Consider the following 24467-nt stretch of genomic DNA (forward strand, 5'->3'; position numbering starts at 1 on the left):
CCCGCGTCAGATGGATAACAAGCCGGCCGGCATGGGGACGCCGAGTACCAGGGAGAAGAGCAGATCGAAGACGAGCGTGAAACCGAGCGCGACCGCAATATTGGTTTTGTGCCGCTCGCGGTTGAAATAGCTCAGGAGGCCGAACAGAAATACCGACGTGGCAATGAGATAGCCCACGCGTTCGAAGCACACGTAGTAGAACGCCGTCCAGACGACCATACCAACGAGGATCAGCGGATTGTGTTTTGGTGCGTCGCCGGAGGCGTTCGTGCCAGGTTCGTCGGCGCTCGGCTTGGCCACCGCATGCGGCGGCGCCCGCATTTTGCTGCGATGCTCGAGCAGCAGCAACAAGGCCGCTGAGATCAGGCCAACGCCCACCAGCGCGGGAAAGGCCTTGGGTCCGAGCGGATCGCCCAGGCGCATTTCCGGCAGCCGCATGTCCATGTACAGGTACACCAAGGCAACGACGATGACGCCGATGGCAAGCTGCACGTCACCCTTAATACTCTTCATGTCTCCTCCTGAATACCCTGCAGCGGTCCGTGCCTGAAACGCGGGCCGGGAGCCTTTCGAAGGCGCTGCATAGGCGCTCTGCTTGGCGGATGCGTCAGCGCACACCCTACATGGGCGGCGCTGGTCAGACAGGATCGGCCGCGCATCGAGTGCGGCCGTCCAGTTATAGTCTTTTTACTTTTCGTTGTAGCGGCCCGGCTTCACCACTTCAGCGATCGTGCCGTCCGGTGCGCGGAACTTGAGCGCGCCTTCGCCTTTAGCCGACAGGATTTCGCCGCCGTATTGAACGATCTTCTCGGCAGCCGCTTCCTGATCCTCGACCGTCACGCCCCAGTGATGCAGACGCGGGCCTTCTCCGGCAATGGTCGCTTCATGCGAGTCTTCGCTGTCGTATTTCATCAACGTGAAGTCGATGTGGCCGTCTGTCATGTGGCGGGAGATGTGCTCGCGGTTGCGGCCTGTCTTGACTTCCTTGAAACCAAAGACTTCGGTGTAGAACTTGGTCGCCTCTTCGAGATCGTTGACCTTGACGGCGAGGTGGACGATGCGTGACATATGTATCTCCATGTCGTTGGTTGCGGGGTGAGAAAAGGAACTGAAAAACTTGAAGCGGAGTCTGTCGAAGCCGCAGGTACTGCTCTTGCACTGCTTTCTTGCTACTTGGCGAGGCCCAGTTCAGTCAGAAGCGGTGTGAGACGGGCTTTCTCGCCACTCAGGAATACCTTCGTCTGGGCGCTGTTCTGGTAGTCAGCGGTCCAGAGATTGCGCTTGATGGCGGCGGCCCATTCAGGCGACGCAGTCGCCTTCTGCAGCACGCTGTCCCACCAGGCGATCTCGGCCGGTGTCATGCCTTTCGGGCCGACCAGCACGCGCCAGGTGCTGAATTGCACATTGATGCCCTGCTCTTTCCAGGTCGGCACGTTGGCTAGATCGCCCGGTTGGCGACTATCCGCCGGTATACCGATCAATCGTACGCGCCCCGCCTGCGACGGTCCCAGCACGACGCCCGCGGGCGTAGCGCTCGCAGTCACGTGACCGCCCATCAGGGACGTAAGCGCCTCGCCGCCCGAATCGAAGAACACGATCTTCAGCTTCTTCGGATCGACTCCCGCCGCCTTCAGCATGAGCGCTGCCGCCGCGTGACTCTGACCGCCTGGAGAGCTCGACACCGCCATGCTCACGCTTGACGGGTCCTTGCGCAACATGTCGATCAGATCCTTGCCATTCTTGATCGGCCCGTTGGCGGCGCAGGCGAAGACCACCTGCTCGGTGACGAATACGGCGAGCGGCGTGACGTCGTCAAGACCCACCGTGCTCAAGCCCGTGATGTTGTTCGTGATAAGCGGCAGCGCCTGCACGCTGACGTAATGCCCGTTGCCCGGATGCGCGTTCATATAGGCAATGCCCACCGTCCCGCCGCCGCCCGGCCGGTTGATCACCGTAACGGGTTTCGGCGAGAGCTTCTCCTGCTGGATCACACTCTGAAGCGTGCGCCCGACCAGATCGAGACCGCCCCCCGGCGCGCTCGGCACGATGACCTCGATCGGCCGCGTCGGCTGCCATGCATCGGCGGCGCGGGTAGCCAGCGCGTGCATCGAAAGTACGATTGCGCAGGACATCAGCGTCACACGGCGCGACCTTGAACTTGTTTTCTTACCTGTCTTGCGTGAGCTACCCATCAGCTTGTCTCCAGGTTGTTTTGAATTCTTGGCGCTGCTTTCAGAAGTTGAAGCTATCGAACGTACTTGCGGCGAAGAGCTGGTCCATCGGCACGTCGGCCTGAATCAGGCCGTCGGTTTTCGCGTAGCGCTGCAATGAGCCCAGGTCGTGACGATTCGCCTCTACGCCGTAACGCCAGTAATCGTCCCCCATCAACGCCTTGACCTTGTTGATCTCGGCATTTATCCACGGATGGGTGACGCGCAGGGTGTCGGTAATCGTAAGCTCGTTCATGGCGATGTCGCGCGCCGCCACGAACGCGGCATAGACGTTCACCGGCAACCACGGGTGCTGCTCGACCAGCGAGCGCCGGATGCCGATGGTGTGCATCGGCGGGAACAGGCGGGTTTTCTGAAAATAGGCTTCTTCTGCCTGCCGGAAATCGGGAAAGAGCCGCTGCACGTGTTCGTTACGGCCGAAGCACGAAGGCGGTTTCGGCGCGATGATCGCATCGATATCGCCTGCATCGAGCAGCTTCGACAGCGTGGTCCCCGAATCGATCGGCTCAATCTTGATGTCCGCAGGCAGGTTAAGCGGCATGCGCACTTCGCGTCCCGCCTGCTCGAGGCCGCCGGTCACCCAATGCACGTCGCGTGTGCGCACGCCGTGTTCGTCGTCGAGAAATCCCCGCACCCATACACCCGCAGTCTGCTGAAAATCGGGCACGCCGATCCTGCGGCCGCGCAGCGCCTCGGCCGAATCGATCCCACGGTCAGAGCGCACGTAAATGGCGGAGTGGCGAAACGAGCGTGACACAAAAGCCGGAATGCCGATGTAGCGGCTTTGACCGCGCGCCGTGGTCAATAAGTGCGTGCCGAGCGACAGTTCGGAAATATCGAACTCCTCGTGGCGAAATGCTCTCTGAAACAGTTCTTCTGCTGGACCATGAACGAAATTGATCTTGCAGCCTCCGATTGTTACCCGGCCATCGACCAGCGCGCGGGTTCGATCAGTGATTTGGCATGCTAACGAAAGTTCAAGCATAGTGGTGGCAAACCCCTCTGGCAGCCCTTTCTGGTGGCGCCCAAGAGCGGAAAAGCGTCTGGGCGTATGGATTCAAAAACATTTCGCATAACAAAATAACGGTTGGACTGATCGCAATCGGGCCGCCCTTGTCATCCTCTGGTCTCCTTGGGAGGCGGCCGCTGCGGCGCCATCCCCTGCAACATTGTGTCTATGCCACCCGGCCGTTCAGGTTCAGATCCGGACTCGGCGCTGGAGCCGTCCGCGCGAGGCCATCGAGCGCGATCAGCATCCGCTCCTTACCCTTGCCAACGTGATGAAAACTGGTCCGGTAGCTCAACTCGGCATCTCTTGCCTTGAGCGCGGCGACGATCTCGCGGTGCTCCCGATTGGACTGCAGCAATGCGCCGCGCTGAACCAGGCCATGCGTGCGGAACAAGTGAAACTCCTTCACGAGGCCGCGATAAAGCTTGATGAGCCGCGTGTTATCCGTCGAACGGACGATGAAGTCGTGAAATTCGAGATTGACCGGATCGAAGCGCGAGAAATCGCCCTTCTCGGCGGCGCCTTCCATTTCTTCGACCAGACCATCTAGTGTTGCGGCGGTTTGCGTCGACAACATAGGAGCCAGCAGCGACGCCGACAACCCGATCAGCCCGGCGCGCAAGTCATAGACCTCAACCGCGTCGCTCTTGGTCAGGCTCTTGATGAACACGCCACGATTGGGGATCAGATAGACAAGTCCCAACTCCGCGAGTGCGCGGCACGCTTCGCGCACAGGCCCCCTGCTCACTGACAGCTTGTCGGCCACGGCCTTTTCATTCAGACGCTGACCGGGCACCAGCTCCCCGCACAGGATCATTCGCTCGATCGCCTGCTGGACCACGCCGGTGAGCGTGTACGCGCGAAGCTTGGCGACTGTGACGGTAGAGGTGCTGTAGTCGATATCCATGAATGAATAGTAAAATGTGATCTGCAAACTGTCAACACTTTGATCTTCAAAGCTTGCCATCTGGGCTGCGGTTAGCATCCGCAGCCCCGCTTTATCGTCTGATCAGAAGGTGTGGCGCAGTCCGATCCGAAACGCCAGCTGGTTCTGGGCGTCGCTGCCCGAGTTTCCGAAGTAGCTCGTGGACTTGCCGATCATCGCCTGCACGGGTACACCCTCGTTGGATCCCGACGCCTTCTGATAAATCGCCAATAGATAAACGCTGGTCCGCTTGCTGATGGAATAGTCAAGGCTGCTGTTGATCTGGTTCCACGTGCCGGAGGCCGAGCCTCTCAGATTGGTACGCGTGTACCCGAGCGCGGCAGAAAGCGGCGTGGTGACCTGATAGACCACCCCGCCTTCATATATGTTCAGCGTGGCCGCGCTGTGATCGAGATTCTCGAGGCGTGTATTGGTCCACAACGCGTAGGCAAGCATCTTGCCGAAGTCGTACTTCGCGCCGACTCCAAGTGTGCGCAGGTCACGCTCGCCCAATGGATCGAGATTCGCGAGCGTCAGCTTCTGTGCTGGCGTTTCCTGCAACGGATAACTGACGTCGGTGTAGGCAAAGGCCATGCTGAACGCACCCGAACGGTAGTCGGCGCCGAAGCTGTAGGTTCGGGACGAGCCATTCTTGTTGCCCGGCCCGGCTTCGCCGCCGAACTCGCCCGCCTGGTTCGAGAACGCATACATGGCACCGACCTTGAGGCCGTACATGCGCACGCTGTCGAACTTGACGGAGTTGTCCAGGCGCACCGACGTCAACAAGTCGAGCGTATCGATGTGATACGTGTACGCATTGCCCGGGCCCAAACCGCCTGTCGAATACCGGTTCAGGTAATCATGCGAGAACGGATATTGACGGCCCATGGTGAATGAACCCACATCGGTCTTGCTGATCCCCACGAACGCCTGGCGGCCGAACAGGGCGCCACCCTGGCTGATCGTACCGTCGCCCAGACCGAAGCCACTCTCCAACGTGAAGATGGCCTTGTAGCCAGCGCCAAGATCTTCCGCACCCTTGAAGCCAAAGCGGTTGCCGTCATCGATGCCGTCGTCGAGCTTGAGCAGGCGTGAACTTCCACCGCTGGCATTGGCAGCGTTGTTCACCCAGCTAAGACCTTCATCAAGCACTCCGTACAACGTCACGCTGCTTTGAGCATGCGCAGCGCCGCCGATTGCCGCAAGAACAGACGCGCAAACCATTTGCCGATATCGAGCTGGTTTCACTTTGGGATCCTAATTGATGACTTCATTGAAAGATGCCGAGGCATACCTTTTTGCAAGGCTTTATTTTTCAGCTACCGCGACTTCGTGCTTCGTTCAAAGCATTGATGCCCTCAAGATCGCCAGGCGACCTACGTAAGATTTCGAGACGGTCCAACGCGGGAGTGAGCGCCTTTCCGTAAGTAATCTTGTTCGTCGGGATGGAGTTTCGATCTTGTTGTGATAACTGTCAACATTTTACATATCAGGGTTTTACCTCCCCGGGCGCGAGATTTCCGTGCGGACAGGAGGCTTAAAACGGTGGTTGCGGAGTTAAAGGCTGGGCACGGCAGCCCTGCAGAGCGCGAAGCGAAAGGTCGCTGCGGCCGTGCTGCGGAGGATGGGTTGGCTTACTCGGGGATTGCCAAAGGCTTGCGGCACACCGCGCGCAAATTGCCCGGGAGCGAGTTGAGTCGCGCGTTCAATGTGACCTAAGACGCGTTCACGATCACGAAAAACGAGGGAGGATAGAAAAAGAGCGCCCGCGCATACGGTCGCCAATACAGCGGGCGTCAGTGTGAGGCAGACACGCTCCGTCCTTCGCAGCGCATGCGGGACGGAGCGCGATGCAGCAGTGCCCAGCAAAGGGCGAATCAAAAAGCGGCTAAAAGACCTATTCGCCGATTTTCGCTGCGACGTAACCGGAACGTTGCGTCACGGTTGCAAGCCACTTTTGCACGGTGGGTAGGGTTACGGCCGCATCGACCCGCTCGGGGAATTTTTCGGCCAGCATGAACCAGCGCTGCGCGGCAAGCGCGACGCCAATATCGGCAACCGTAAAACGATCCAGCGCAAGGTACGGCTGCTTTTGCAGGGTGGTATCGACGATACCGAGCAGACGTGCCGCTTGCCGGTGTGAATGGCGGATTGATTCATAGTTGCGCTCGTTTTCAGGCGTACGCGTCAATCCGAGAAACGCAACGCGCAATGTTGCCCATAACGTGCCGAGTTGCCAGTCCATCCACTTCTCGATGCCCGCGCGCATTGCCGGCTCCATTGGCAACAGATGCTCATTGCCCCGCGACGCCGCCAGATAGCGGACGATCGTATTGGACTCCCACAGCACGGAGTCGCCGTCCACGAGCGTCGGCACGAGGCCGTTGGGATTCATCGCCAGGAATTCGGGCGTAGTGGTCACGCCGAAGTGCAAGCCGGCGTCGATCCGTTCAAAGTCTCTTCCCTCTTCCAGTCCGAGTTCGCCAAGACACCAGAGCACTTTTTGAACATTGATCGAGCTGCGTCTGCCGTAAAGTTTGATCATGTGTGTAGTCAGAAAATAGGACCAAGCGCTGCGTTCACCAGACCCGCTGCAAGAAGCACGACAAGCGGACTCAGTTTGGGCCGCGCCAGAAAAATAACGAGTGCGGCGGCGGCGAGTCCCCAGATCATCCACGTGGATGACGAAGCCCGCATGACCGAAACCGCGCTGGCGAGAATCAGGCCGACCGCGACTGGCGCAAGTCCGCGTTCCGCCGTTCGATGCCACGGGTGATGATGATGCCGCGTCCACGCAAGTGTCGCGCCGTATGCGAGTAGCGAGGATGGCATGAAGAGCGCGAGCGACGCAACCACCGCCCCCATGAAACCCGCTGTTTTCCATCCGATCAGCGTCGTAAGCAACGCGCCTGGGCCGGGCGCCGCGCGCGACATCGCGAACAGGTCGATGAATTCGGACTGCGTGACCCAATGGTGGATGGCCACGGCCTGCTGGTTGATGTCGGCCACAATACTCTGGCCACCGCCGAGCGAGAGCAACGAGAGCGGCGCGAACACCGCGATGAGTTGCAGGTAAATGTTGTCACGCACCCGGTTGGCTCCTGGAGGCGATGAACAGGCCAGCCGCATCCGCCACGAGCGCAACCGGCACCAGCGGCCAACGCATCACGCCGATCGCGAGAAAGACCCCGGCGATCAGTGCAAGCGGCCAGCGTTGGACGGCGAGCAGCGAGCGCGCCGTGCGAAAGCCAACCGATGCCGTCATGCCGATGGCGGCAGCCGCCACACCCTCAAGAAAACGATGCAGCCATGCGAGTTGTGCGAACTCGTGAAAGACCGTGGCAAGCAGCACGATCACGATCATGGGCGGCACGAGCAGCGAGCAGACGGCGACCGCGCTGCCCAGTGCGCCGCGCATCCGGTAGCCAACATAGATCGACAGGTTGATCACGTTGGAGCCAGGCAGAATCTGGCCGAGCGTGAGTGCGCCGAGGAATTCGTCCTCTTTCAGCCAGCCGCGTTGCGTGACTACTTCGCGATATATCCACGCCGATAGTCCACCGCCGAAGCTCGTCAGACCTACCCGCGAGAACAGCAGCAGAATCTGCAGCAATGTCACCTCGCGCGGATTTTGCGCGGCTACGGTGTTCATGGTCTGAAGTCCTCGTCAGCGCGCGGTGGCGGATGCCCAGTGGCGCAGGTCAATGACGCACGTCCGCAAGCCGGTGTTCCGGCCCGTGGTGAGTCGATACGTTTTTGTGCGCTAGTTCATCAGTCTCATTTATTCGGAGTGCAAACAATCAAGGCCACACACTTGACGATAGATCGAGCGCGGATGAATTCGCCAGTCCCGACCGGCGAATCACCTGCATGTTCATGTAAGTGCTGAGCTGTATTTCACGTCATACGTCAGGAGATTTTGTCACTGACCTCAGTGGCTTCTCCATTTGACATCGCGCCGGATTTCGTCATGTCGTCGAGCGCATGCAGCATGCGCTCCTTGCCCTTGGACACGTGACTGAAGCTTGTTTCATAGCTCAGGTTTGCGTTCTGCGCCTTTAGCGCATTGACTATCTCACGATGCTCTTCATTTGACTGCAACAACGCGCCGCGTTGCACGAGCCCATGCACACGGAACAGGTGAAATTCTTTCACGAAGCCGCTATACAACTTGATCAGCCGAGAATTGCCCGTCGAGCGCACGATGTAATCGTGAAACTCCAGATTCAGCGGATCGAAGCGCGAAAAGTCACCCTTCTCCGCCGCATCCTGCATGTCGTCGACGTACTTGTCCAACTGCTCCGCAATTTCCTTCGTGAGCATAGGCGCAAGCAGTGAGGCCGAGAGCGCGGTCAGGCCGGCGCGCAGCTCGTAGACTTCGATTGCGTCATCGCGAGTGACACGCTGAATGAATACGCCTCGCTGCGGAATCAGATAAACAAGGCCGAGTTCAGCGAGCGCACGGCACGCTTCGCGAACGGGACCGCGACTCACCGACAGTTTGTCGGCGACCGCTTTCTCGTTCAGCCGCTGTCCCGGTTTGAGTTCGCCACTCAGAATCATTCGCTCGATTTCATGCTGAACCACGCCAGTGAGCGTGTGAGCGCGGAAATCGGCTAATGAGACGGTAGTTGGGTTGTAATCGGTATCCATGAAAGTCAGTCTATGATACGCGTTGCAAAATGTCAACACTTGACCATACGTTCTTATTTTTCGGCAAACGTCCATCCCATAAGGCTTTCAGCCGTTTTGGACGCTGACATTTCATGCATTCAATGGACGAAACGCGTCGCGGCCCGTCGATCTGTCACGTGACAGCTTGATCCGCTGGGACAATCATTTGATGGTAAATGTTATCATTTGACATTACTGAGGCGTTTTACAGCCACACGAACGACAAATGACCTACTGCGCAATCGACTTTGGCACCTCCAATTCCGCCGTTGCCGTCCCGAACAGTGACGAACTAACACTCGCGCCGGTGGAAGGCGCGTTTCAGACCTTGCCGACGGCAGTTTTCTTTAACGTGGACGACCACTCATGCGCGTTTGGCCGCGCCGCCCTCGCCGCTTACACGGAGGGTTTTGACGGCCGGCTCATGCGCTCCATCAAGAGCATTCTGGGGTCGTCGCTCGCCGAGGGTACGACCGACCGCGGCGACGGTTCGGCCATCCGCTATCTCGATGTGGTGACCACGTTCATCCGCCATCTCAAGCGCCGCGCCGAGCATTTCACGCACGCGCCGATCGAGCGTGCCGTAATGGGCCGTCCGGTTTTCTTTGTCGATGACGACCCGGTGGCCGACGCCCGCGCCGAGCATCAACTGGCGCACGCGGCACGCGCAGCGGGTTTTGATGAAGTGCTGTTTCAGTATGAGCCGATTGCCGCCGCGCTCGATTACGAATCGCGGCTCGATACCGAGCAACTGGTGATGGTGGCGGACCTCGGCGGCGGCACGTCTGATTTCTCGCTTGTGCGAGTGGGTCCGCAGCGGCGCACGCATGTGGATCGCAAGACGGACGTGCTGGCGCATCATGGCGTACATGTAGCGGGCACGGACTTCGACCGGCGCGTCGAACTGTCCGCGATCCTGCCGGAGTTCGGCTACAGAACGCTAGATATGGAAGGGCGTGAGCTGCCCAATCGCATCTACTTCGATCTGGCGACGTGGCATCTGATCAACACGGTCTACACGCCTAAGCGCACCAAGGAATTGCATTTGATGCGCCACCTGTTCCGCGATACAGCGCATCATCAACGGCTGATGCGCGTCGTTCACCGGCGACTCGGCCACGCGCTCGCCGCACGCGCCGAGCAGACGAAAATCGCGCTGGCCGCAAGCGCCACGGCATCGATTGATCTCGAGTCGGCCGAAAAGGGATTGCGCGTCGAATGGACCGCCGCCGCGCTGATCGACGCCGCGCGCGACGAGACGAACCGAATCGCACACGCCGCACGCGAAACCGCGCGACTTGCGGGTGTTGCGCCCGGTGACGTAGACGCGGTGTATTTCACGGGTGGATCGAGTGGTCTCAATTTTTTGACTGCGGCGATTAAGAGTGGCTTTGAAAAGGCGCAGCCAGTGTACGGCGACCGCATGTCGAGCGTTGCAGCGGGACTGGGAATTTATGCGAAACGTATGCTCGATGGCGTGACGTCATGAGCGAATCCGGTTCTCGCGCCGGGGTCTGCATGATTCCCTTTGGCTGGCCATCCACGAAATCGACTTTGCACTCTTTCAACCACCAACTTGGCATCGGTTAGCGCCCGGATTCGTCTTGACGTCCGACCCGGAGCTGCTAACAGGCGCCACCGTCACGCTGTTCCAGAAGCTCGTACCATCCTTACGCACTGAATCGTGCTGTTTTTCTTACCGCCTGCGTCTAATGCGTCGCGTATTGGACGTCAGCTTCGAAAAAGGCCGTCCTTGCCGTCAACAGCGGTTTCAACGTCCAGTCCATTCTTCCTCAAGAGAGTAGCGACAACAAGAATTTTCGATATACAGGATCTGTAGGTTTAGGTTCAAAACAAATCGAGCTCACCCGCGGCTACGACATCGCCCGTCTCCAGCTTGACTTCGCTGAAGTCTTCGGGCGACCAGCTCAAGCTAAAGATAAAGCGCTGATGAAGCGTTACGATATGACCGCTCACCTGATCGGTTACACGATAAACAAAGCACAACTGAGGGTTGATCGTGCCAAACGAAATGTACTTATGCTGGTGGTTGATCAGCAGCGGCACCTGCACCTGGCTTCGCGACAGCGCATCCGCGTTGCCGAGATACCGGTTTTTGAACGAGCCCCAGACGAGATTGGTCATCTCCCCCAGCAGACTGTTGAGATCGCGAAAATTCGCAGGTCCGTCGCACAGATGCTGCTGATCGAGCAACGTAAGGATGGGTGCCTCTTCTGCCTGCATCATCATGTAGCCGCGACACCACGCGCTTTCTAGCGGAATCAGGCTGAACACTTCGCCAAAGATGATCTGGTCCCGCACGATGCAAGGTGTGTCCCATGAAATGCTGACGCCTGCAAACAGGCCATTCAGCATGGATTCGGTCATCTCAAGGATGCCCCGGACCAGCGCGTTCGGATATTCCAGGCTGAAGATGTAGCTGTCGATAGCCGACTTGAGCGGCGCCATGTCGGCGGCCGTGTACGCCGTGCAAATGACTCGCCGGAAACCATCAGGCAAATCGCCGGTCGAGGACGTAGATTCGCGTCGAAGGATGATCGGCAGCTCGGGGCGGATTGCGTTGATCCTGAGCGCTATCTGCGCGCACTCGTCCATTGATCCGCCATACGTTTCCGACAGCAGGATCGCACCCAGGTCGATATTGGAACGAAGAACCGAGAACAGGCGGTGCGCCCGCACGTTGAGCGCCACCAGACTGTGTTCGTCGCAAAATGTCTTTAGTGTGCGCGTGTGGACTGGGGAGTCATCCAGTACTAGCACCTTGCTTACGGGTGTATTGCTGTTCAGGTTTACGTCTAAAGATTGGTTAGTAGTATTCAATACAACTCCAGCTTTCCGTTGGTTTCGGCAATAGCCGTTTCGTTCGCAACAAAATCGATCGCCGCTTGTACGCATACACCGGGCGTGGCCGCGAAGCATGCGCAACTATTGATCTCGATAGCAAAGGCAGCAAGATAACCAAGCTTCAGTTCATCGAGCTAATGCATGCAACTCCCGCGCCCAACGCATAGGGCGTCGACATGCCAAGGTCCAGGAAGAACTGGAGCAGTTCCTGATTGGCGGCGTCGAGCAAGGACCGCGTACTCACCAATAGCCGATAGGGAAGACGGTTTGATCAGCGCTAACGCGCTAACAGCCCGGATAATGTCGTTGGATTATTACCAAACAGTGACGCGAACAGATAAGCGCGAATGTTTATAAAAAAAAACGTCGGAAAAAGACAGTCCATCATTTAACCAAATAAATCCCTCAAGTTTCACGCGCGACGGCCGTTATACATAGGCTATGCAATGATCGTCCGCACAATCTTACGCACCGCATATTATTAAATTCAGCCCGCACTGGGTGAAAATAGACACGCGACATCCGGAAAACGCAACGTCAAATCGCGCTGTCGTATAGTTTCCCCTTGTCGTGGCCGCGCTCATCAAAGCAGTTCACTTGGCTCTTTTTGCATACAAATCAACTCCGCGCTCGAAAGCTGTCCTTATCGGAGCATCACGCGTAAAGCGAGCCCGTTGTGTGCATCGTGGAACTCAATGCGATGATCCGCTCGAAATCGCGCAGTCCAGTCGCCCCGGTTTTTCTCAAAATGGTGCGAATCTGGCTGCGTACCGTGTCGAGCGATACGCGTCGTGTACGCGCAACGTCTTCAGCCGTTACGCCTCCCGCCAAGGCGACCGCGACCTCGGCTTCAGAGCGCGTAAGTCCGAACAGATCGGTGAGCAGCCTGACAGGCGGCGACGATGGCCTGAGCAGATGCCGCGTGAGCACGGTCGCTGCGCCGTGGATGATGCTCGTGCCCGTATTGAGCTGCGTTGAGGAAGACAGGTGTCGCAGGGCGGGACACACCAGCGCCGACAGCGTGGCGCAATCGCCCGGCAACGCGCCTGGACGTGCGTGGATTTGCATGCCGCCACCGGCGCCGCCTCTCGCGGCGGCGGCTACCAGACGGCAAAGCTGCGCGTTGTCGTGTGGATGGCGCGCGAACAGTCTGCTTGCGCCTGTGACCGGTCCGGGCCGAGGCTGTACCGAAGACAACACAGACTGCGAATCGCTCAGCAACGCTGCCGCTTCCGCGTTGTTATAAAGAATCCGCATTTCCCTGTCGACAACGATGACGCCAATTGGCAATGCATCAAGCGCGCCGGCGCCAAGACTGGATGTTGTGGGCGCCAGCCGGGCGCGCATCTGAAGTCCGCGCTGCAGATGCGGAAGCAACTGCGAGAGAGTGCGCTTGTCCCCCTCTCCAAATGGCCGTGAAGCGGCATCCCGGTGCAATCCAAGCGGAATAACCTTCGACATGCCGATCAGTCCGCCGATCATATAACGTCGCGAACTCTTGCGGCCGAAATCGTCGTAAAACTCGCTTTTCACATAGCTGGCGTCCGGAATAATCTCGTGACCCAGCCGAACGTCCCCCCGCCGGCGCACTGTTTCCTCGACGCTTACCTCCCGCGCCGACGCGCGATAGGGATCAAGAAGAACGTACCTGGACGCGTATTCTTCGTCATAGGAATCGCGACGCATCAGAAGGTTGCCTGGCGCACCGGCTTCATCAGCCAACCACAGCGTCGCACGTTGCGCCTCCATCAGCGTCATCAGTTTGTCACCCAGATCATGCCAGCTCGCACCTTCGTCGAGTGCAGCAGCGTAGATGAGATCGACAGCTTCCAGGAGTTCGTTCTGTTGCATGGGAGTCTCCGTGTGCGGAGGCCATTCAGCATGACCATCACCACTTCTGGTGATGTCAAAGTACGCTCAATATTACACACTTCATTCGACTCCCACTCAGCTGAGGCGGCGCCTCGAATTACCGCGTCAAAGCAACAGGCGCGCGAACGCAGCGGGAGTGATGCGCGACGGCGATGAACCGAACCTGAGGCTGCGCACGCACATGCATTTGCTACCTGTCGCGAAGCGATCGGGTTTCGCTGCCAGAGCATGGCTTCCGCAGTTCAAGATGGCGAACGATTTGATAAAGCAGACCGAAGAGCGCACTCCAGCGGTTAGTTATCCCTAACAAAAAAAAACGGCGCATGAAGGAGAGACACCATGTCCAAAGATGCGGCGAAACATCGCAAACCGGCAACACGGTCTCGCCCGGGCATGATCGCCTTGACTGTTGCTGCCTTGTCGTCGAGCCTTTTCGCGCACGGCTGCAATAGCGGTACTGATAATAGTCCACTGGTCGTTGCACAGACGAAACTGGACGGGAACTGTTTTGCGAAGTTCGCGATCAGTCTGCCCGTGTTCGGGCCGGCAGGCGCGATACCGCGCGTGGATGCGGCTGCTCACCCCAACCTTACCGTCACCATGACGGAAACCAATCAGCAGGTATTGCCACCGGGCTCATACGTTCAATGCGGCTCAGGGGTTACGTTCGGTCAGACCCGCGTATGGACATACCAGACCACAGATTCCAGCACAGGCGCCGTACTTGGTCCGGCGCACTGGCCGGCAGTCACCATCGTGGCCCAGCGCGGCATCGCTACCCACGCCACATACGTCAACAAACTGCCGAGCTTCGATCCGGCTCACCCTGGCGGTCCTGGACTGGTGCAAGGAGAATTGCCATTCGACCAGACCGTGCACTGGGCTGACCCGTTGAAAAGCGGCTGCGCGATGCAAATGCAGAACGCGAGCACCGCATCGTCATGTAAGCAGAATTACATCGGTCCAGTTCCCGCTACCGTCCACTTGCATGGTGCTGAAATTCCTGCCGCGTACGACGGCGATCCAGAATCATGGTTCACACCAAATGGACTGAAAGGCGCGGATTTTCACACGATCGGCAACCCCGCTCCTGGCACGGCGGTCTATGAATATCCAAATTCGCAGGAACCAGGCACGTTGTGGTTCCATGACCACGCCTTGGGAGTCACGCGCCTGAACGTCTACGCGGGGCTCGCGGGATTTTATTTTCTCGAAGACCCCAACACGGAGCCGCAAGGATATCCGAGCGGTCGCAACGAAATCGAAATGGCGGTGCAGGATCGCATGTTCGACACGAACGGTCAGCTCTACTTGCCCACTCAGCAGGCTTCCCTCAATCATCCATTCTGGAGTCCAATTTTCGAGGGCGATGTCGCGGTCGTGAATGGCGCGGCTTTCCCTTACCTGAACGTCGAGCCGCGACGCTACCGCCTGCATATCCTGAACGGCAGCTTGAATCGCGGATATACATTCGTCTTCGGCGACGCACCTGTTTACCTGGTCGGGGCAGACGACAATTACTTCGACAAACCCGTTCCCCTCGCGGCTTCTTCGAGTGGTCCTTCCGAGGGTCTGTCTGTGTCGCCTGGTGAGCGGGCTGACATCATTGTCGATTTTTCCAACTTTGCCGGTCAGACGATCGAACTGACAAATTCGCAGCGCGGCCAGGACGTTCAGCTGCCCGATATCATGCAATTCAGGGTGGCGGCGTCGGCATCGACGCCTGATACCAGTTGCGATCCCGCAAACCCTGACGCGGCTTCTGGGCTCTGCGCCAGGAAAAACCCGTTGGCTCGCCTGACCAATGGAAATGGCAATGTGCTCCCCGGAGTGAAAGTCGACAGGGTCAGGCAGATGGTCCTTTACGATCACGTCGAGACATCTGGCGGCCCCGTTCCAACGGATATCAAGGAGTATGTCAATAACACCACGTGGAACGGCCTGGAGTCGCCGGGCATCGCCCATGATTTTCCAAGTGATGGCATCAGCGAACTGCCACGCGTGGGGTCAACGGAAATGTGGGAAATCGTTTATCTGTCGACGATGGCCGGGGCCAGCCATCCGGTTCATCTCCATCTGACGCAGTTCCAGGTTCTCAACCGTCAGGCCATCAATGCAGCTCGATATCTGGCCGACTGGAACAAGGCATTCGGCGCGGCAGGCAGCAGCCCGGCGCCTCTGCCAGCGGGATGCACGGCCGGCACGTACTGCGCCGACTACGGCCCTCCTCTCGACTACGCAACGCCCAATAAAGACGGTGCGCTTGGCGGCAATCTTCCGTTCAGCGGCTACCTGGAAGGCGGCGTCATAGCGCCAACGCCTGGAGAATCGGGATGGAAGGACACAGCCGATGCGCACGCTGGACAGGTCCTCAGAATTCTCGTTCGATGGACGCCGTCGAGCGTTCCTGTAACCGCCAACCAATCGGACGCCGGGAGCAACCTGTACGAATTCGATCCAACACAGGGATACTACGTCTGGCACTGTCACGTCCTCACACACGAAGACAATGAAATGATGCGGCCGTATCGCGTGACGAATTGAAGGTGGATTGACATGCACTTCGTTCTATTGGCGCGCCTGAAGCCGCACACGTCCAACCTTCATGGTCCTTTGGAGGCCGCACGTATTATTTTCAGACATCCTCATGCTGGTGCCGCGAACACGAAAAGACTAACGGGTTACTTCGTGGTCGCGGCGGCACTTTGCTTTTTTCCCGTCTCGGCATCCATTTCCACTTCGCTCGAGAATAAAGTTACGGTCTACATGTTGTCTTGCGATGGAGAAATGGTCAACGATGTCTGCCGTGGCATGGAAAAAACGTATTTGCCTTTCACGTACGCGGTTTCGGTTGATCAACATTCCGTGTCATACCGGACAATGGGCGAAAGAGGTATTCAGCATGAGCTTTCGTTCTGTGCAGTTCAAGACACAAATAGTTGGTTATGCCAATTTAATGGTGATGAAGTTCCAAAGACGAGGTTCGGGATGGTGTCTGGAAAATACGCTGAGATCGCCACCTGTGTGGCTGATACGACTCACCGGCCTCCAATTCAGGTATCAATGTGGCGTTGGTGGCTTGTACGGTTGCATGAGAAGCTTTCCTGAATTGATCGTAAGCGCGAGCCGGCGAATGCCCTGCCGTCAAAAGTTCGGGTTCGCCAGCACGTAGAACAGGCCGGCCGACAGCAACATGGTCACCGGCAATGTAACGATCCACGTCAGCGCGATTCGCAACAGCATGTTGCCCTGCACGCCTTGACCGCCTGCAACCATCGTCCCCGCGATCCCGGACGTCACAATGTGCGTGGTACTCACCGGCAGTCCTGTAAAGCCTGCCGTACCAATCAGCACCGAACCCACGAGCTCGGCGCTGAGTCCTTGACCCGGCGTCATGTGTTGCCGCCCAAGGCGTTCTCCAAGCGTACGGACCACGCGTTTATATCCGACCATTGTCCCAATACCGAGGCAAAGCGCGCTTAGCATCCGCACCCAGAGCGGCGCATATTCGACCGGCAAGCTCATTTGCTTGAGCAGTGTCCCGGCCAGCTTCTTGTCTTCTGGCGATGCATTTTTTACTTCGCCAACATGCTTCATCTGCGAGGTGACGTCATAGATATACCCACGCAATTGCGACCGCGCAGCCCGCTCATTATCTGGCGGCGTACCGTTCGACTTTAGTTGAGAAGCTTGCCGGTCCAGCTCGGGCCCCGCATTCTGCAGCGCCTGTGCAGACTTCAGCGCCTGCTGCTTGACATCGTCTCCATATTTCTGGATCAGCGGCATCGCCTCGATGGCGTGCTGGTGAAGTTGCTGCAACTGGTCGATGGCCTGCGGATTCAACGCGTACGTTGCCGGCAGCAGCCCGATTATTGTCAGCATGATCAAACCGATGCTTTTCTGCCCATCATTCGTGCCATGCGAAAAACTGACGGACGTGCAGGTCAGAATCAGCATTGCGCGCAGCCACCAGACGGGCGGTTTGTCTTGTTCAGGCGTCTCGAACAAGTGTCCCTTGCGCACGATCAACCTGAGCAGGCCATATAGCGCGCCAGCCAGCACGAATCCAAGCACTGGCGAGATTGCGAGGCCTTCCAGCACCGTGACAATCTGCTTCCAGTCCACGCCTTGCGACAAGCTGCGCGATTTGAGCAATGCGTCTGCGGCCGCTACGCCAATCAACGCACCGATGATGCAGTGAGAACTACTGTTAGGAATGCCGAATGCCCACGTAAGGATGTTCCAAAATAGCGCTGCGGCGAAAATGGAGACGAGCATCGGGACTGCGGGCGCGCCGTTGGGCGGTGTCAGCACGTCGGGCGGCAGGATTTCGACAAGCGCGTACGCTACCGCAATGCCGCCGACGAGCACGCCAACGAAGTTCATCAGGCCGGACCAGACCACGGCGGGAACGGGCTTCAGGGACTGCGTGTAAATGACGGTCGCAACGGCGTTGGATGCATCGTGGAAACCATTGGTCGCCTCGAACGCGAGGACCATGACAAAGCATGCGACGAGCATGCCAATGACGATGCCGGATGACGGCATGAAATGAACGAGCATCTGCGCTCCGGTTGGATCCAGGGGAGGAGTCGCGGATGCCGGCTGCGAAGCGCGTGAATGCGAATCGCCCGATGCTACAGGTGCGCGATGAACCTTTTAAGGCAGCGGGCGGGAGAACTCAAGCTTGCAGGCAATGACCGCTCAGAGGTCAAGTGTCCGGAGTGCGACGCGCTCGCCTGCGTCAGCGGCCGAGCACTTTTCAACGCTCCGCACAATACGTTTCCTGCCGAGCTCAAACGCGAGTACCAGTTGATGGCGCGTGGTGTCGGCTGCGCCTAGCTGCTCGCATACCACATCGGCGGGCAATGAAAAGGCGCGGTAACCCCAGCCGAATGCGTAAGCCGAAAACCACACCGAAGCGTCCGGTAACACGACCGGCCTGGATATTGAAGGAAGTGCGTTCATATAAAACTCCTTTCCGCGTCGCAAGCAAGCATCATCGCACGCGCGATCGATCAAAGCTGTGCGTCATGCCACCAAACGCCGAGTCTTATCTAAAAGCCGCCGAACAATGAAGACCGGAGCCACGAATTCACCATCATGACGCAATAACCACGGCCGACTCCGGCGCGGCGAATGACTAACCGGATTGACTGGCACTTTCGGGTTCGCCGAACCATCGCGACAGGGCACGGGCAACCTCTTCCTCGCGGGATGCGGTCTCGCTGGCCCAGGCGACGATCCCATCGGGACGCATGAGCACGGCACTCAAGCCCAGCCGATTCCTGGCGTCGCTTGCGACATAGCGAACCCGCTCCCGCCAACGGTTCACAAGCGCCCGAAGCGACGCGTCCGAACCGAAATCGAGAAAAACACCCTTCCCTTCAGTCAGAAGAGCGCCGACCTTCAGTCCGTCAACCAGTTCGAAATCGGGCACGCTGCGGCCGGTCAGCGGATGACTGTCGTCAAGATCATAGCGAAGCGAAACGCCCCACACACGCTCGGCGAAGTATGTCGCGCCATCCGGCGTCTCGATGAGATCGCGCATGATGGCTTCGAGCGCACGCGTACTTTGGGTAGGCCGCATGAGCGCGACCTGCGCGCGCGACCAATCCAGAACGCTTGCGCCCACCGGATGCCGTTCCAGCGAATAACTGTCGAGCAGACCGGCCGGTGCGTCGCCGCGAACGGTAGCCGCCAGTTTCCAACCCAGGTTAAGCGCATCTCCAATCCCAAGGTTGAGCCCTTGGCCACCCAACGGAGAGTGAATGTGCGCCGCGTCGCCGGCAAGCAGCACCCGCCCCTTGCGATACGTCGTCGCCTGATACGCCCGATCCGTCCAGGTCGTGGCGAGCCGAAGTCTTGTCAGGGTGACATCGACGCCGGATACACGGCGCAACACCGCCTGAACATGGTCGATGCTGATCGGTTGGATACGGTGAGAAGCGCCGCCGTCGAATTCGACCATCGCAATCGTGCCGGGATGCGCATAGGTGTACATGCCGGTCGGCGTATAGTGCCGCCCCGGGCGGAGCGCTTCGGGGTCGGCCATCTCGACTTCGACCGAATAACCCGTAAATTCGGGGTCGGTTCCGGCGAATTCGAATCCGCCCGCTTTACGAATCGCGCTGCGCCCGCCGTCACAGCCCACAAGCCAGGATCCGCGAAAGGTCTCATTGCCCGCGTGAACCATCACCTCTTCATCTGACTCGATGAAACCGTCAACGTCTGCACCGCGCCGGATCTCGACGCCCATCGCACAGGCTCGCCGGGCGAGGACGGTTTCGAGTGTCTCCAATGCGGCCGGCATGCTGGTGCCGGCGGGGCTTGGCAGCCGATACGGCCACTTCGATGCATCGATCCGGTCGTGATAGAACTGAATGCCTGCGAAGTGCCCGGCCGGGCGACGCGGCTGTTGCATCCAGTGCGCGGTTGCCGCGGTCTCGCTCACGGCATCATTGGCGCGTTGCGCGGCGATGACTTCGTCCAGCAGCCCACGACGGTAGAACGCTTCGAGGGTGGGCGCCGAAAGACCGCGCATTCCAAACGGAAGGCGCTTCAAGGGAGAGTGTGGAACTTCCGCCTGCTCCAGCACGAGGACCGAGAGACCCTGCAGGCGTAGCTCGCAGGCGAGAAACAGGCCAACGGGGCCGGCTCCGGCAATGACGACGTCGTAGGGATGAGAATGATGGTTGTGCATGAAAGGCTCCTTAGTCGATGATGTTCGACCGGAGCGTTCCTCAGATCGAGAACCGCACGGACGAACATTGGGACGCGTGGACCGCGTCCTGTGTTCGTCGTGGGGATCTCATGCACGAGGCCAAAGACCAGAGCTTTCGTTACCGAAAGGACTTGGGCTTACCAAACCAAGTCTGCCTTTTCCGACACCGCTTTATATCATTCTGACGCCAAGCGCGCAACGAACTGCGGCTGCGGATTACGCGCAATCCTCAAACGTAACGCGCTTCGTCCAGATCGGCGATCAGCGTCGGGCCTGTCGGCTTCCAGCCAAGCCGTGCCTGCGTCAGCGCGCTGGAAGCCGGCATATCCAGCGAGGTAAACATGGCCATCCAGCCGAAATGCGCCGGCGCTTCTTCCGGTGCAATCGATACCACCGGCAATTTCAAGCCGCGCCCAAGCGACTCGGCGATTTCCCGGCTGCTGATTCCCTCTTCCCCGACCGCGTGATAACGCGCACCGCGCGCTCCTTTTTCTATCGCCAGCCGATACAGACGCACAACATCCGAAAGATGGCCAGCCGGCCAGCGATTGCGTCCCTCGCCGACGTACGCCGAAACCCCTTTCTCCCGGGCGATGGCGACCATCGGTGAAATGAGGCCCTGTTTGTACGGGTTGTGAACTTGCGGCAGGCGCATCACCGACACATTGACACCAGCTTCCAGCAACGCGTTTCCCGCCAGTTCCGACCCGATGCGCGGATTCGGATGGCGGGTATTGAATACGTCCTCACTCGCCAGTTCACCGTGCTCGCCGCTGCCCACGCCGGTTCCGGACGTGATGAGAAGCGGACGATCGGAGCCGGCCAGCGCCGCGCCAAGCGCGGCGATCGCGCGCTTGTCCTTTTCGCAGTTCTCAACGAAGTTCGAGAAATCGTGATCGAAGGCCGCATGGATGACGGCGTCCGCTTTCGCCGCGCCTTCGCTCAGGCTCGCGGTGTCCTCGAGCGTCGCGCGGTGCACGTCTGCGCCTGCGTCGGCAAGTGCTCTCGCGCCGGCATCCGAACGCGTCATGCCAATCACATGATGACCTGCCTGGATCAATTCGGGAACAAGAGCCGAGCCGATAAAACCCGTCGCGCCCGTCAGAAAAATACGCATGTGAACTCTCCTTGTTTGTCACGCGTTCACTATCCGACGAATTCTTATCCCGTTAAAGTAGTGATCTCATCATAGTAAGACGACTAACAGGATGCTCATGTCAGTCAATTCCGCCCGATCTCTCGGCGATTTTCTGCGAAGCCGCCGCGCGCGGCTCGACCCGGCCAGCTTCGGATTTTCCGGACGCCGGCGCACACCGGGTTTGCGCCGGGAAGAAGTCGCGCAGCGCGCGCACATCAGTCCTACCTGGTACACCTGGCTTGAACAGGGACGCGGCGGCGCAGCGTCGCCAGACGTGCTGGACCGCATCTCCAGTGCCTTGATGCTGACCGACGCTGAGCGCGAACATCTCTTCATGCTCGGGCTTGGACGGCCGCCGGAAGTCCGTTACAAATCGGTCGATGCCGTCAATCCCCGGTTGCAACGCCTGCTCGATTCGCTCGAGACAAGCCCGGCGATCATCAAGACCGCAACCTGGGATGTCGTTGCATGGAACCGCGCGGCCGCGGTCGTGCTGACCGATTACGGTTCGCTACCGGCCAAGGAGCGCAATATCCTGCAGTTCCTCTTCCGCAATCCCGCCGTCCGCGCCAAGCAGCACGACTGGGAAAGCGTGGCCCGTTTTGTAGTCGGCGCGTTCAGGGCGGACGTGGCGCGCGCGGGACTGGCGTCGGAGGTCGCCGCACTTGTCGACGAGTTGAGCAGCGCCAGCCCGGAATTCGCGGCCTTATGGCGCGATAACGACGTGCTGAGCCACGGGGACGCGGGCGGCATCAAGCGCCTGATGCATCCCAAGCTCGGATCGATCGAGCTGGAATATTCGGCGTTTTCCGTCGATGGAAGACCGGACCTTGGCATGATTGTCTACACTCCGATAGACAAGAACATGGCCGGGCAGATTGGCGCGCTGTGCTCGCAAATCTGAAGCGATAAAGCGCGCCAGAAGAAGTCCAATCACAGTCACCCATCCACGGCAATAGGACGGCGCTCGCGCGCGGACTGATAAATTGCCTCCATCAGCACCTGATCGCGCAGGCCTTCTTCTCCAGGCGTGGATGGCGCGTGGTCATCGCGCACGCATTGCGCAAAGTGATCGATTTCAAGCATGAACTGGTCCTTGAATTCAAGACGCTGCTCTTCCACCACTTCGAAATCATCTTTGCGTCGCGCGACGCGCATGCGCTGGCCCTTGTACGCGAAAGCGTTTTCGATATCGATCCATCCTCTCTCAAGGCGAATACGCATGTCCTTCGTTTCATGCGCGCCGTAACTGCTCGCGCACAATGCGATTGCGCCAGATGCAAAGCGCAGTATGAACGCGATGCTTTCCTCAACTTCCTTGTAACGGTCATCATCCGCGGGATTGATGATCTGCGCGTAGACCTCGACGGGTTCTTCGCCCAGCACATGGCGCGCGCCGTTGAGACAATACAGGCCAATGTCCGGCAACGCGCCGCCGCCCGCGAGAGCGGATCTCAAGCGCCATTGATCGCCGGAACCTTGCACTTGTGTATTCGTGGCTTCGATGATGCGCGGCCTGCCCAGATCACCTGAGTTCACAAGCGCGGCAGCCGCACTGTTGAACACTTCGAATTGACACCGATACGCCACCATGAGCTTGACGCCAGCCTTTGCACAGGCATCGATCATCTGCCGTGCCTCGTCGGAGGTATTGGCCATTGGTTTTTCGCAGAGCACATGCTTGCCGGCGTTCGCGGCTGCAATGACGTGCGGCAGATGCATTGCGTTAGGCGTCACCACGTAGACCGCCTGTATGTCCGGGTTATCGGCGAGACGGGCCATGCTGTCGTAGTCATAGATGGCCTGTTCGCTTATGCCGTACTGCGCCGCGACCACACGGGCTTTCTCGGGACTGCCGGATACCAGTCCCGCAATCCGCGCGTGCCTGCTGCTGACAAACGCTGGGAGAATCTGTTCCAGTGCAAGCCGGCCAAGACCCACAATCGCGAAGCCGATGCGCTTATCAGGCGCGCACGGCGCCGGTGGCGCTGGCGAAGGTTTGTCCGCATCGCCTTTCCAGTTCGCGAATTCAACTTTCCCGTCCTTGACGGAACCCACGTCTATCTCGACGGCCTTCTGAGACTGGCCTGCGACGGGCAACGTAGGACCATTGGCTGTGCCGGGACCTGAAACGGCGTAAAAGGGGCTTTTGTCCGTGGCCATGAGCGATATCTCCGCAGGTTGATGATCAACGCATTCGTCAAGAGCACTCAGTGCACGCGCTGTCGTGGATGCACGGCGGTGCCATGCAAGACCGCCGCAAGTGCGCAAACAAGTGCGGCCAGTGCAACGAACGCAAGCGCCTCTGGCCCATACAAGAAGTCGAGCGACGTGCCAACGGCCGCACCGGCAATCCACGCAAACCAGCGCAGCATGCCGAGCGCGGCTGCATTGAATTTGCAAGCGGCAAGCTGTCTTCCTATTCCAACGACCGTACCGGTGATGAAGGTGACACCCGGTTGATCGGCAAGCGCCTGATTCATCGCACCCATGCTGGCCGCAATGAGAGACGTGGAAAACGGCGTGTAGTGTTCGCTGGCATTCGGCACGACAGCAGCAAGGAACGCCGCCGTCAGCACCATGCAAAGCGATGCGCGCCATCGGGGAAAGCGGCTTCCGAGCCATGCGGCAAACGTTGTGGATGCGAGAAAAGACGCGATCACGGCAAGTAACGGAAGCGCCTTGCTCAATGCGCCGTGAAGCAGCGACTGACTAAGCTTGGTGGAATTGCCCGTCATGTATACGGCGAGCCATTCTTTGCTATGAAGCATGGCGAGCGCGTCCATGTGGCCCGCGATTGCGACGAGCACAAAGACCGGCAACGGGGAGCGAGCAAAACGCTCGAGGACGGAAGGGTTGAGTGACGGCAAGGAAACGCTCCCACGACGTGCAGTTCACGTAGATCGAGCGGTGCGGTGCGAATGCGTGTGATAGCGACTGCTCGACTGGTCTTGCCTTGGCTGTGCGCAAAACCGGTGCCCGGTCGCGGCGTGCCATCCAGTTCGACTCAAACCACCACGTCTGCTGTG

At 58.9% G+C, this 24467-nt stretch carries 23 protein-coding genes and 1 pseudogene; 4 read left to right on the forward strand and 20 right to left on the reverse strand.

Annotated features, from left to right (window positions below):
* Positions 1–6: 6 nt before the first annotated feature.
* The 10 genes from AWB64_RS11240 to AWB64_RS11285 all read right to left on the reverse strand — a co-directional run bounded on the left by AWB64_RS11240 (position 7) and on the right by AWB64_RS11285 (position 8818).
* On the reverse strand, positions 7–513 hold the full coding sequence (locus AWB64_RS11240; protein ID WP_060818893.1) for a tripartite tricarboxylate transporter TctB family protein: 507 nt from the start codon (positions 511–513) through the stop codon (positions 7–9).
* A gap of 174 nt (positions 514–687) precedes the next feature.
* A complete protein-coding gene (locus AWB64_RS11245) occupies positions 688–1068 on the reverse strand; it encodes a VOC family protein (protein WP_060818895.1) in 381 nt (126 codons plus the stop codon).
* Positions 1069–1169: 101 nt separating this feature from the next.
* Entirely contained in the window at positions 1170–2192 is a 1023-nt protein-coding gene (locus AWB64_RS11250) for a tripartite tricarboxylate transporter substrate binding protein (protein ID WP_082850445.1), read from the reverse strand.
* 40 nt (positions 2193–2232) lie between these two features.
* The gene (locus tag AWB64_RS11255; protein WP_244164034.1) at positions 2233–3036 is read right to left on the reverse strand and encodes a substrate-binding domain-containing protein; all 804 of its coding nucleotides are present in this window, start codon (positions 3034–3036) and stop codon (positions 2233–2235) included.
* Between the two features lie 370 nt (positions 3037–3406).
* Positions 3407–4207, reverse strand: coding sequence for an FCD domain-containing protein (locus AWB64_RS11260; protein WP_244164035.1), 801 nt, complete (start codon positions 4205–4207; stop codon positions 3407–3409).
* 42 nt (positions 4208–4249) lie between these two features.
* The gene (locus tag AWB64_RS11265; RefSeq protein ID WP_060818898.1) at positions 4250–5389 is read right to left on the reverse strand and encodes a porin; all 1140 of its coding nucleotides are present in this window, start codon (positions 5387–5389) and stop codon (positions 4250–4252) included.
* A 673-nt stretch (positions 5390–6062) separates the two neighbouring features.
* Positions 6063–6710, reverse strand: a complete 648-nt coding sequence (locus AWB64_RS11270) for a glutathione S-transferase family protein (protein WP_063493194.1) — start codon at positions 6708–6710, stop codon at positions 6063–6065.
* An 8-nt stretch (positions 6711–6718) separates the two neighbouring features.
* A complete protein-coding gene (locus AWB64_RS11275; RefSeq protein WP_060818900.1) occupies positions 6719–7255 on the reverse strand; it encodes a chromate transporter in 537 nt (178 codons plus the stop codon).
* Entirely contained in the window at positions 7248–7817 is a 570-nt protein-coding gene (locus AWB64_RS11280; RefSeq protein ID WP_060818902.1) for a chromate transporter, read from the reverse strand. The genes AWB64_RS11275 and AWB64_RS11280 overlap by 8 nt, the downstream gene beginning before the upstream one ends.
* Positions 7818–8074: 257 nt before the next feature.
* Positions 8075–8818, reverse strand: a complete 744-nt coding sequence (locus tag AWB64_RS11285; protein ID WP_060818905.1) for a GntR family transcriptional regulator — start codon at positions 8816–8818, stop codon at positions 8075–8077.
* Between the two features lie 247 nt (positions 8819–9065).
* Here AWB64_RS11285 and AWB64_RS11290 point away from each other — a divergent pair, with 247 nt between their 5' ends.
* A complete protein-coding gene (locus AWB64_RS11290) occupies positions 9066–10328 on the forward strand; it encodes an Hsp70 family protein (protein WP_060818907.1) in 1263 nt (420 codons plus the stop codon).
* A gap of 254 nt (positions 10329–10582) precedes the next feature.
* Here AWB64_RS11290 and AWB64_RS32715 read toward each other — a convergent pair.
* From AWB64_RS32715 to AWB64_RS11300, 4 genes and pseudogenes are all read right to left on the reverse strand, one after another.
* Positions 10583–10666 (reverse strand): annotated as a pseudogene (locus AWB64_RS32715) (response regulator); the annotation flags it as partial.
* Positions 10667–10687: 21 nt separating this feature from the next.
* On the reverse strand, positions 10688–11647 hold the full coding sequence (locus AWB64_RS11295) for a chemotaxis protein CheX (RefSeq protein WP_060819228.1): 960 nt from the start codon (positions 11645–11647) through the stop codon (positions 10688–10690).
* A 178-nt stretch (positions 11648–11825) separates the two neighbouring features.
* The gene (locus AWB64_RS32530; protein WP_279616254.1) at positions 11826–11948 is read right to left on the reverse strand and encodes a hypothetical protein; all 123 of its coding nucleotides are present in this window, start codon (positions 11946–11948) and stop codon (positions 11826–11828) included.
* A gap of 410 nt (positions 11949–12358) precedes the next feature.
* The gene (locus AWB64_RS11300) at positions 12359–13555 is read right to left on the reverse strand and encodes a hypothetical protein (RefSeq protein ID WP_060818909.1); all 1197 of its coding nucleotides are present in this window, start codon (positions 13553–13555) and stop codon (positions 12359–12361) included.
* A 360-nt stretch (positions 13556–13915) separates the two neighbouring features.
* Here AWB64_RS11300 and AWB64_RS32535 point away from each other — a divergent pair, with 360 nt between their 5' ends.
* Positions 13916–16120 (forward strand): multicopper oxidase family protein, encoded by a 2205-nt coding sequence (locus AWB64_RS32535; RefSeq protein ID WP_060818911.1) that lies wholly within the window; start codon positions 13916–13918, stop codon positions 16118–16120.
* A 12-nt stretch (positions 16121–16132) separates the two neighbouring features.
* Positions 16133–16684: a hypothetical protein gene (locus AWB64_RS31560; protein WP_157766616.1), complete on the forward strand. Its 552-nt coding sequence runs from the start codon at positions 16133–16135 to the stop codon at positions 16682–16684.
* A gap of 36 nt (positions 16685–16720) precedes the next feature.
* Here AWB64_RS31560 and AWB64_RS11310 read toward each other — a convergent pair whose 3' ends face one another.
* From AWB64_RS11310 to AWB64_RS11330, 4 genes are all read right to left on the reverse strand, one after another.
* Complete coding sequence (locus AWB64_RS11310; protein WP_060818915.1) at positions 16721–18139, reverse strand: inorganic phosphate transporter; 1419 nt, start codon at positions 18137–18139, stop codon at positions 16721–16723.
* Positions 18140–18280: 141 nt separating this feature from the next.
* On the reverse strand, positions 18281–18544 hold the full coding sequence (locus AWB64_RS11315; RefSeq protein WP_060818916.1) for a hypothetical protein: 264 nt from the start codon (positions 18542–18544) through the stop codon (positions 18281–18283).
* A gap of 175 nt (positions 18545–18719) precedes the next feature.
* Positions 18720–20279 carry an FAD-dependent monooxygenase gene (locus tag AWB64_RS11320; RefSeq protein ID WP_060818918.1) on the reverse strand — a complete coding sequence of 520 codons (1560 nt, stop codon included), beginning with the start codon at positions 20277–20279 and terminating at the stop codon, positions 18720–18722.
* Positions 20280–20529: 250 nt separating this feature from the next.
* Complete coding sequence (locus tag AWB64_RS11330; RefSeq protein ID WP_060818922.1) at positions 20530–21417, reverse strand: SDR family oxidoreductase; 888 nt, start codon at positions 21415–21417, stop codon at positions 20530–20532.
* A gap of 97 nt (positions 21418–21514) precedes the next feature.
* Here AWB64_RS11330 and AWB64_RS11335 point away from each other — a divergent pair, with 97 nt between their 5' ends.
* Entirely contained in the window at positions 21515–22342 is an 828-nt protein-coding gene (locus AWB64_RS11335; protein WP_060818924.1) for a helix-turn-helix transcriptional regulator, read from the forward strand.
* A 35-nt stretch (positions 22343–22377) separates the two neighbouring features.
* Here the strand turns inward: AWB64_RS11335 and AWB64_RS11340 are convergent, their stop codons facing one another.
* On the reverse strand, positions 22378–23601 hold the full coding sequence (locus tag AWB64_RS11340) for a Gfo/Idh/MocA family protein (protein WP_082850447.1): 1224 nt from the start codon (positions 23599–23601) through the stop codon (positions 22378–22380).
* Between the two features lie 47 nt (positions 23602–23648).
* Positions 23649–24308: a DUF1275 family protein gene (locus AWB64_RS11345; RefSeq protein WP_157766617.1), complete on the reverse strand. Its 660-nt coding sequence runs from the start codon at positions 24306–24308 to the stop codon at positions 23649–23651.
* Between the last annotated feature and the right edge of the window lie 159 nt (positions 24309–24467).

This window comes from Caballeronia sordidicola, assembly GCF_001544455.2.
In the GTDB taxonomy this organism is placed as follows: Bacteria; Pseudomonadota; Gammaproteobacteria; order Burkholderiales; family Burkholderiaceae; genus Caballeronia; species Caballeronia sordidicola.

What these genes read in the sequence shown, in the direction of transcription:
- AWB64_RS11250 (WP_082850445.1), bottom strand. Translation starts at nt 2,192, where the DNA reads ATGGGTAGCTCACGCAAGACAGGTAAGAAAACAAGTTCAAGGTCGCGC.
- AWB64_RS11330 (WP_060818922.1), bottom strand. Translation starts at nt 21,417, where the DNA reads ATGCGTATTTTTCTGACGGGCGCGACGGGTTTTATCGGCTCGGCTCTT.
- AWB64_RS11310 (WP_060818915.1), bottom strand. Translation starts at nt 18,139, where the DNA reads ATGCTCGTTCATTTCATGCCGTCATCCGGCATCGTCATTGGCATGCTC.
- AWB64_RS11320 (WP_060818918.1), bottom strand. Translation starts at nt 20,279, where the DNA reads ATGCACAACCATCATTCTCATCCCTACGACGTCGTCATTGCCGGAGCC.
- AWB64_RS11260 (WP_244164035.1), bottom strand. Translation starts at nt 4,207, where the DNA reads ATGGCAAGCTTTGAAGATCAAAGTGTTGACAGTTTGCAGATCACATTT.
- AWB64_RS31560 (WP_157766616.1), top strand. Translation starts at nt 16,133, where the DNA reads ATGCACTTCGTTCTATTGGCGCGCCTGAAGCCGCACACGTCCAACCTT.
- AWB64_RS11340 (WP_082850447.1), bottom strand. Translation starts at nt 23,601, where the DNA reads ATGGCCACGGACAAAAGCCCCTTTTACGCCGTTTCAGGTCCCGGCACA.
- AWB64_RS11300 (WP_060818909.1), bottom strand. Translation starts at nt 13,555, where the DNA reads ATGCAACAGAACGAACTCCTGGAAGCTGTCGATCTCATCTACGCTGCT.
- AWB64_RS11245 (WP_060818895.1), bottom strand. Translation starts at nt 1,068, where the DNA reads ATGTCACGCATCGTCCACCTCGCCGTCAAGGTCAACGATCTCGAAGAG.
- AWB64_RS11270 (WP_063493194.1), bottom strand. Translation starts at nt 6,710, where the DNA reads ATGATCAAACTTTACGGCAGACGCAGCTCGATCAATGTTCAAAAAGTG.
- AWB64_RS11240 (WP_060818893.1), bottom strand. Translation starts at nt 513, where the DNA reads ATGAAGAGTATTAAGGGTGACGTGCAGCTTGCCATCGGCGTCATCGTC.
- AWB64_RS11280 (WP_060818902.1), bottom strand. Translation starts at nt 7,817, where the DNA reads ATGAACACCGTAGCCGCGCAAAATCCGCGCGAGGTGACATTGCTGCAG.
- AWB64_RS32535 (WP_060818911.1), top strand. Translation starts at nt 13,916, where the DNA reads ATGTCCAAAGATGCGGCGAAACATCGCAAACCGGCAACACGGTCTCGC.
- AWB64_RS11315 (WP_060818916.1), bottom strand. Translation starts at nt 18,544, where the DNA reads ATGAACGCACTTCCTTCAATATCCAGGCCGGTCGTGTTACCGGACGCT.
- AWB64_RS11335 (WP_060818924.1), top strand. Translation starts at nt 21,515, where the DNA reads ATGTCAGTCAATTCCGCCCGATCTCTCGGCGATTTTCTGCGAAGCCGC.
- AWB64_RS11285 (WP_060818905.1), bottom strand. Translation starts at nt 8,818, where the DNA reads ATGGATACCGATTACAACCCAACTACCGTCTCATTAGCCGATTTCCGC.
- AWB64_RS11265 (WP_060818898.1), bottom strand. Translation starts at nt 5,389, where the DNA reads ATGGTTTGCGCGTCTGTTCTTGCGGCAATCGGCGGCGCTGCGCATGCT.
- AWB64_RS11290 (WP_060818907.1), top strand. Translation starts at nt 9,066, where the DNA reads ATGACCTACTGCGCAATCGACTTTGGCACCTCCAATTCCGCCGTTGCC.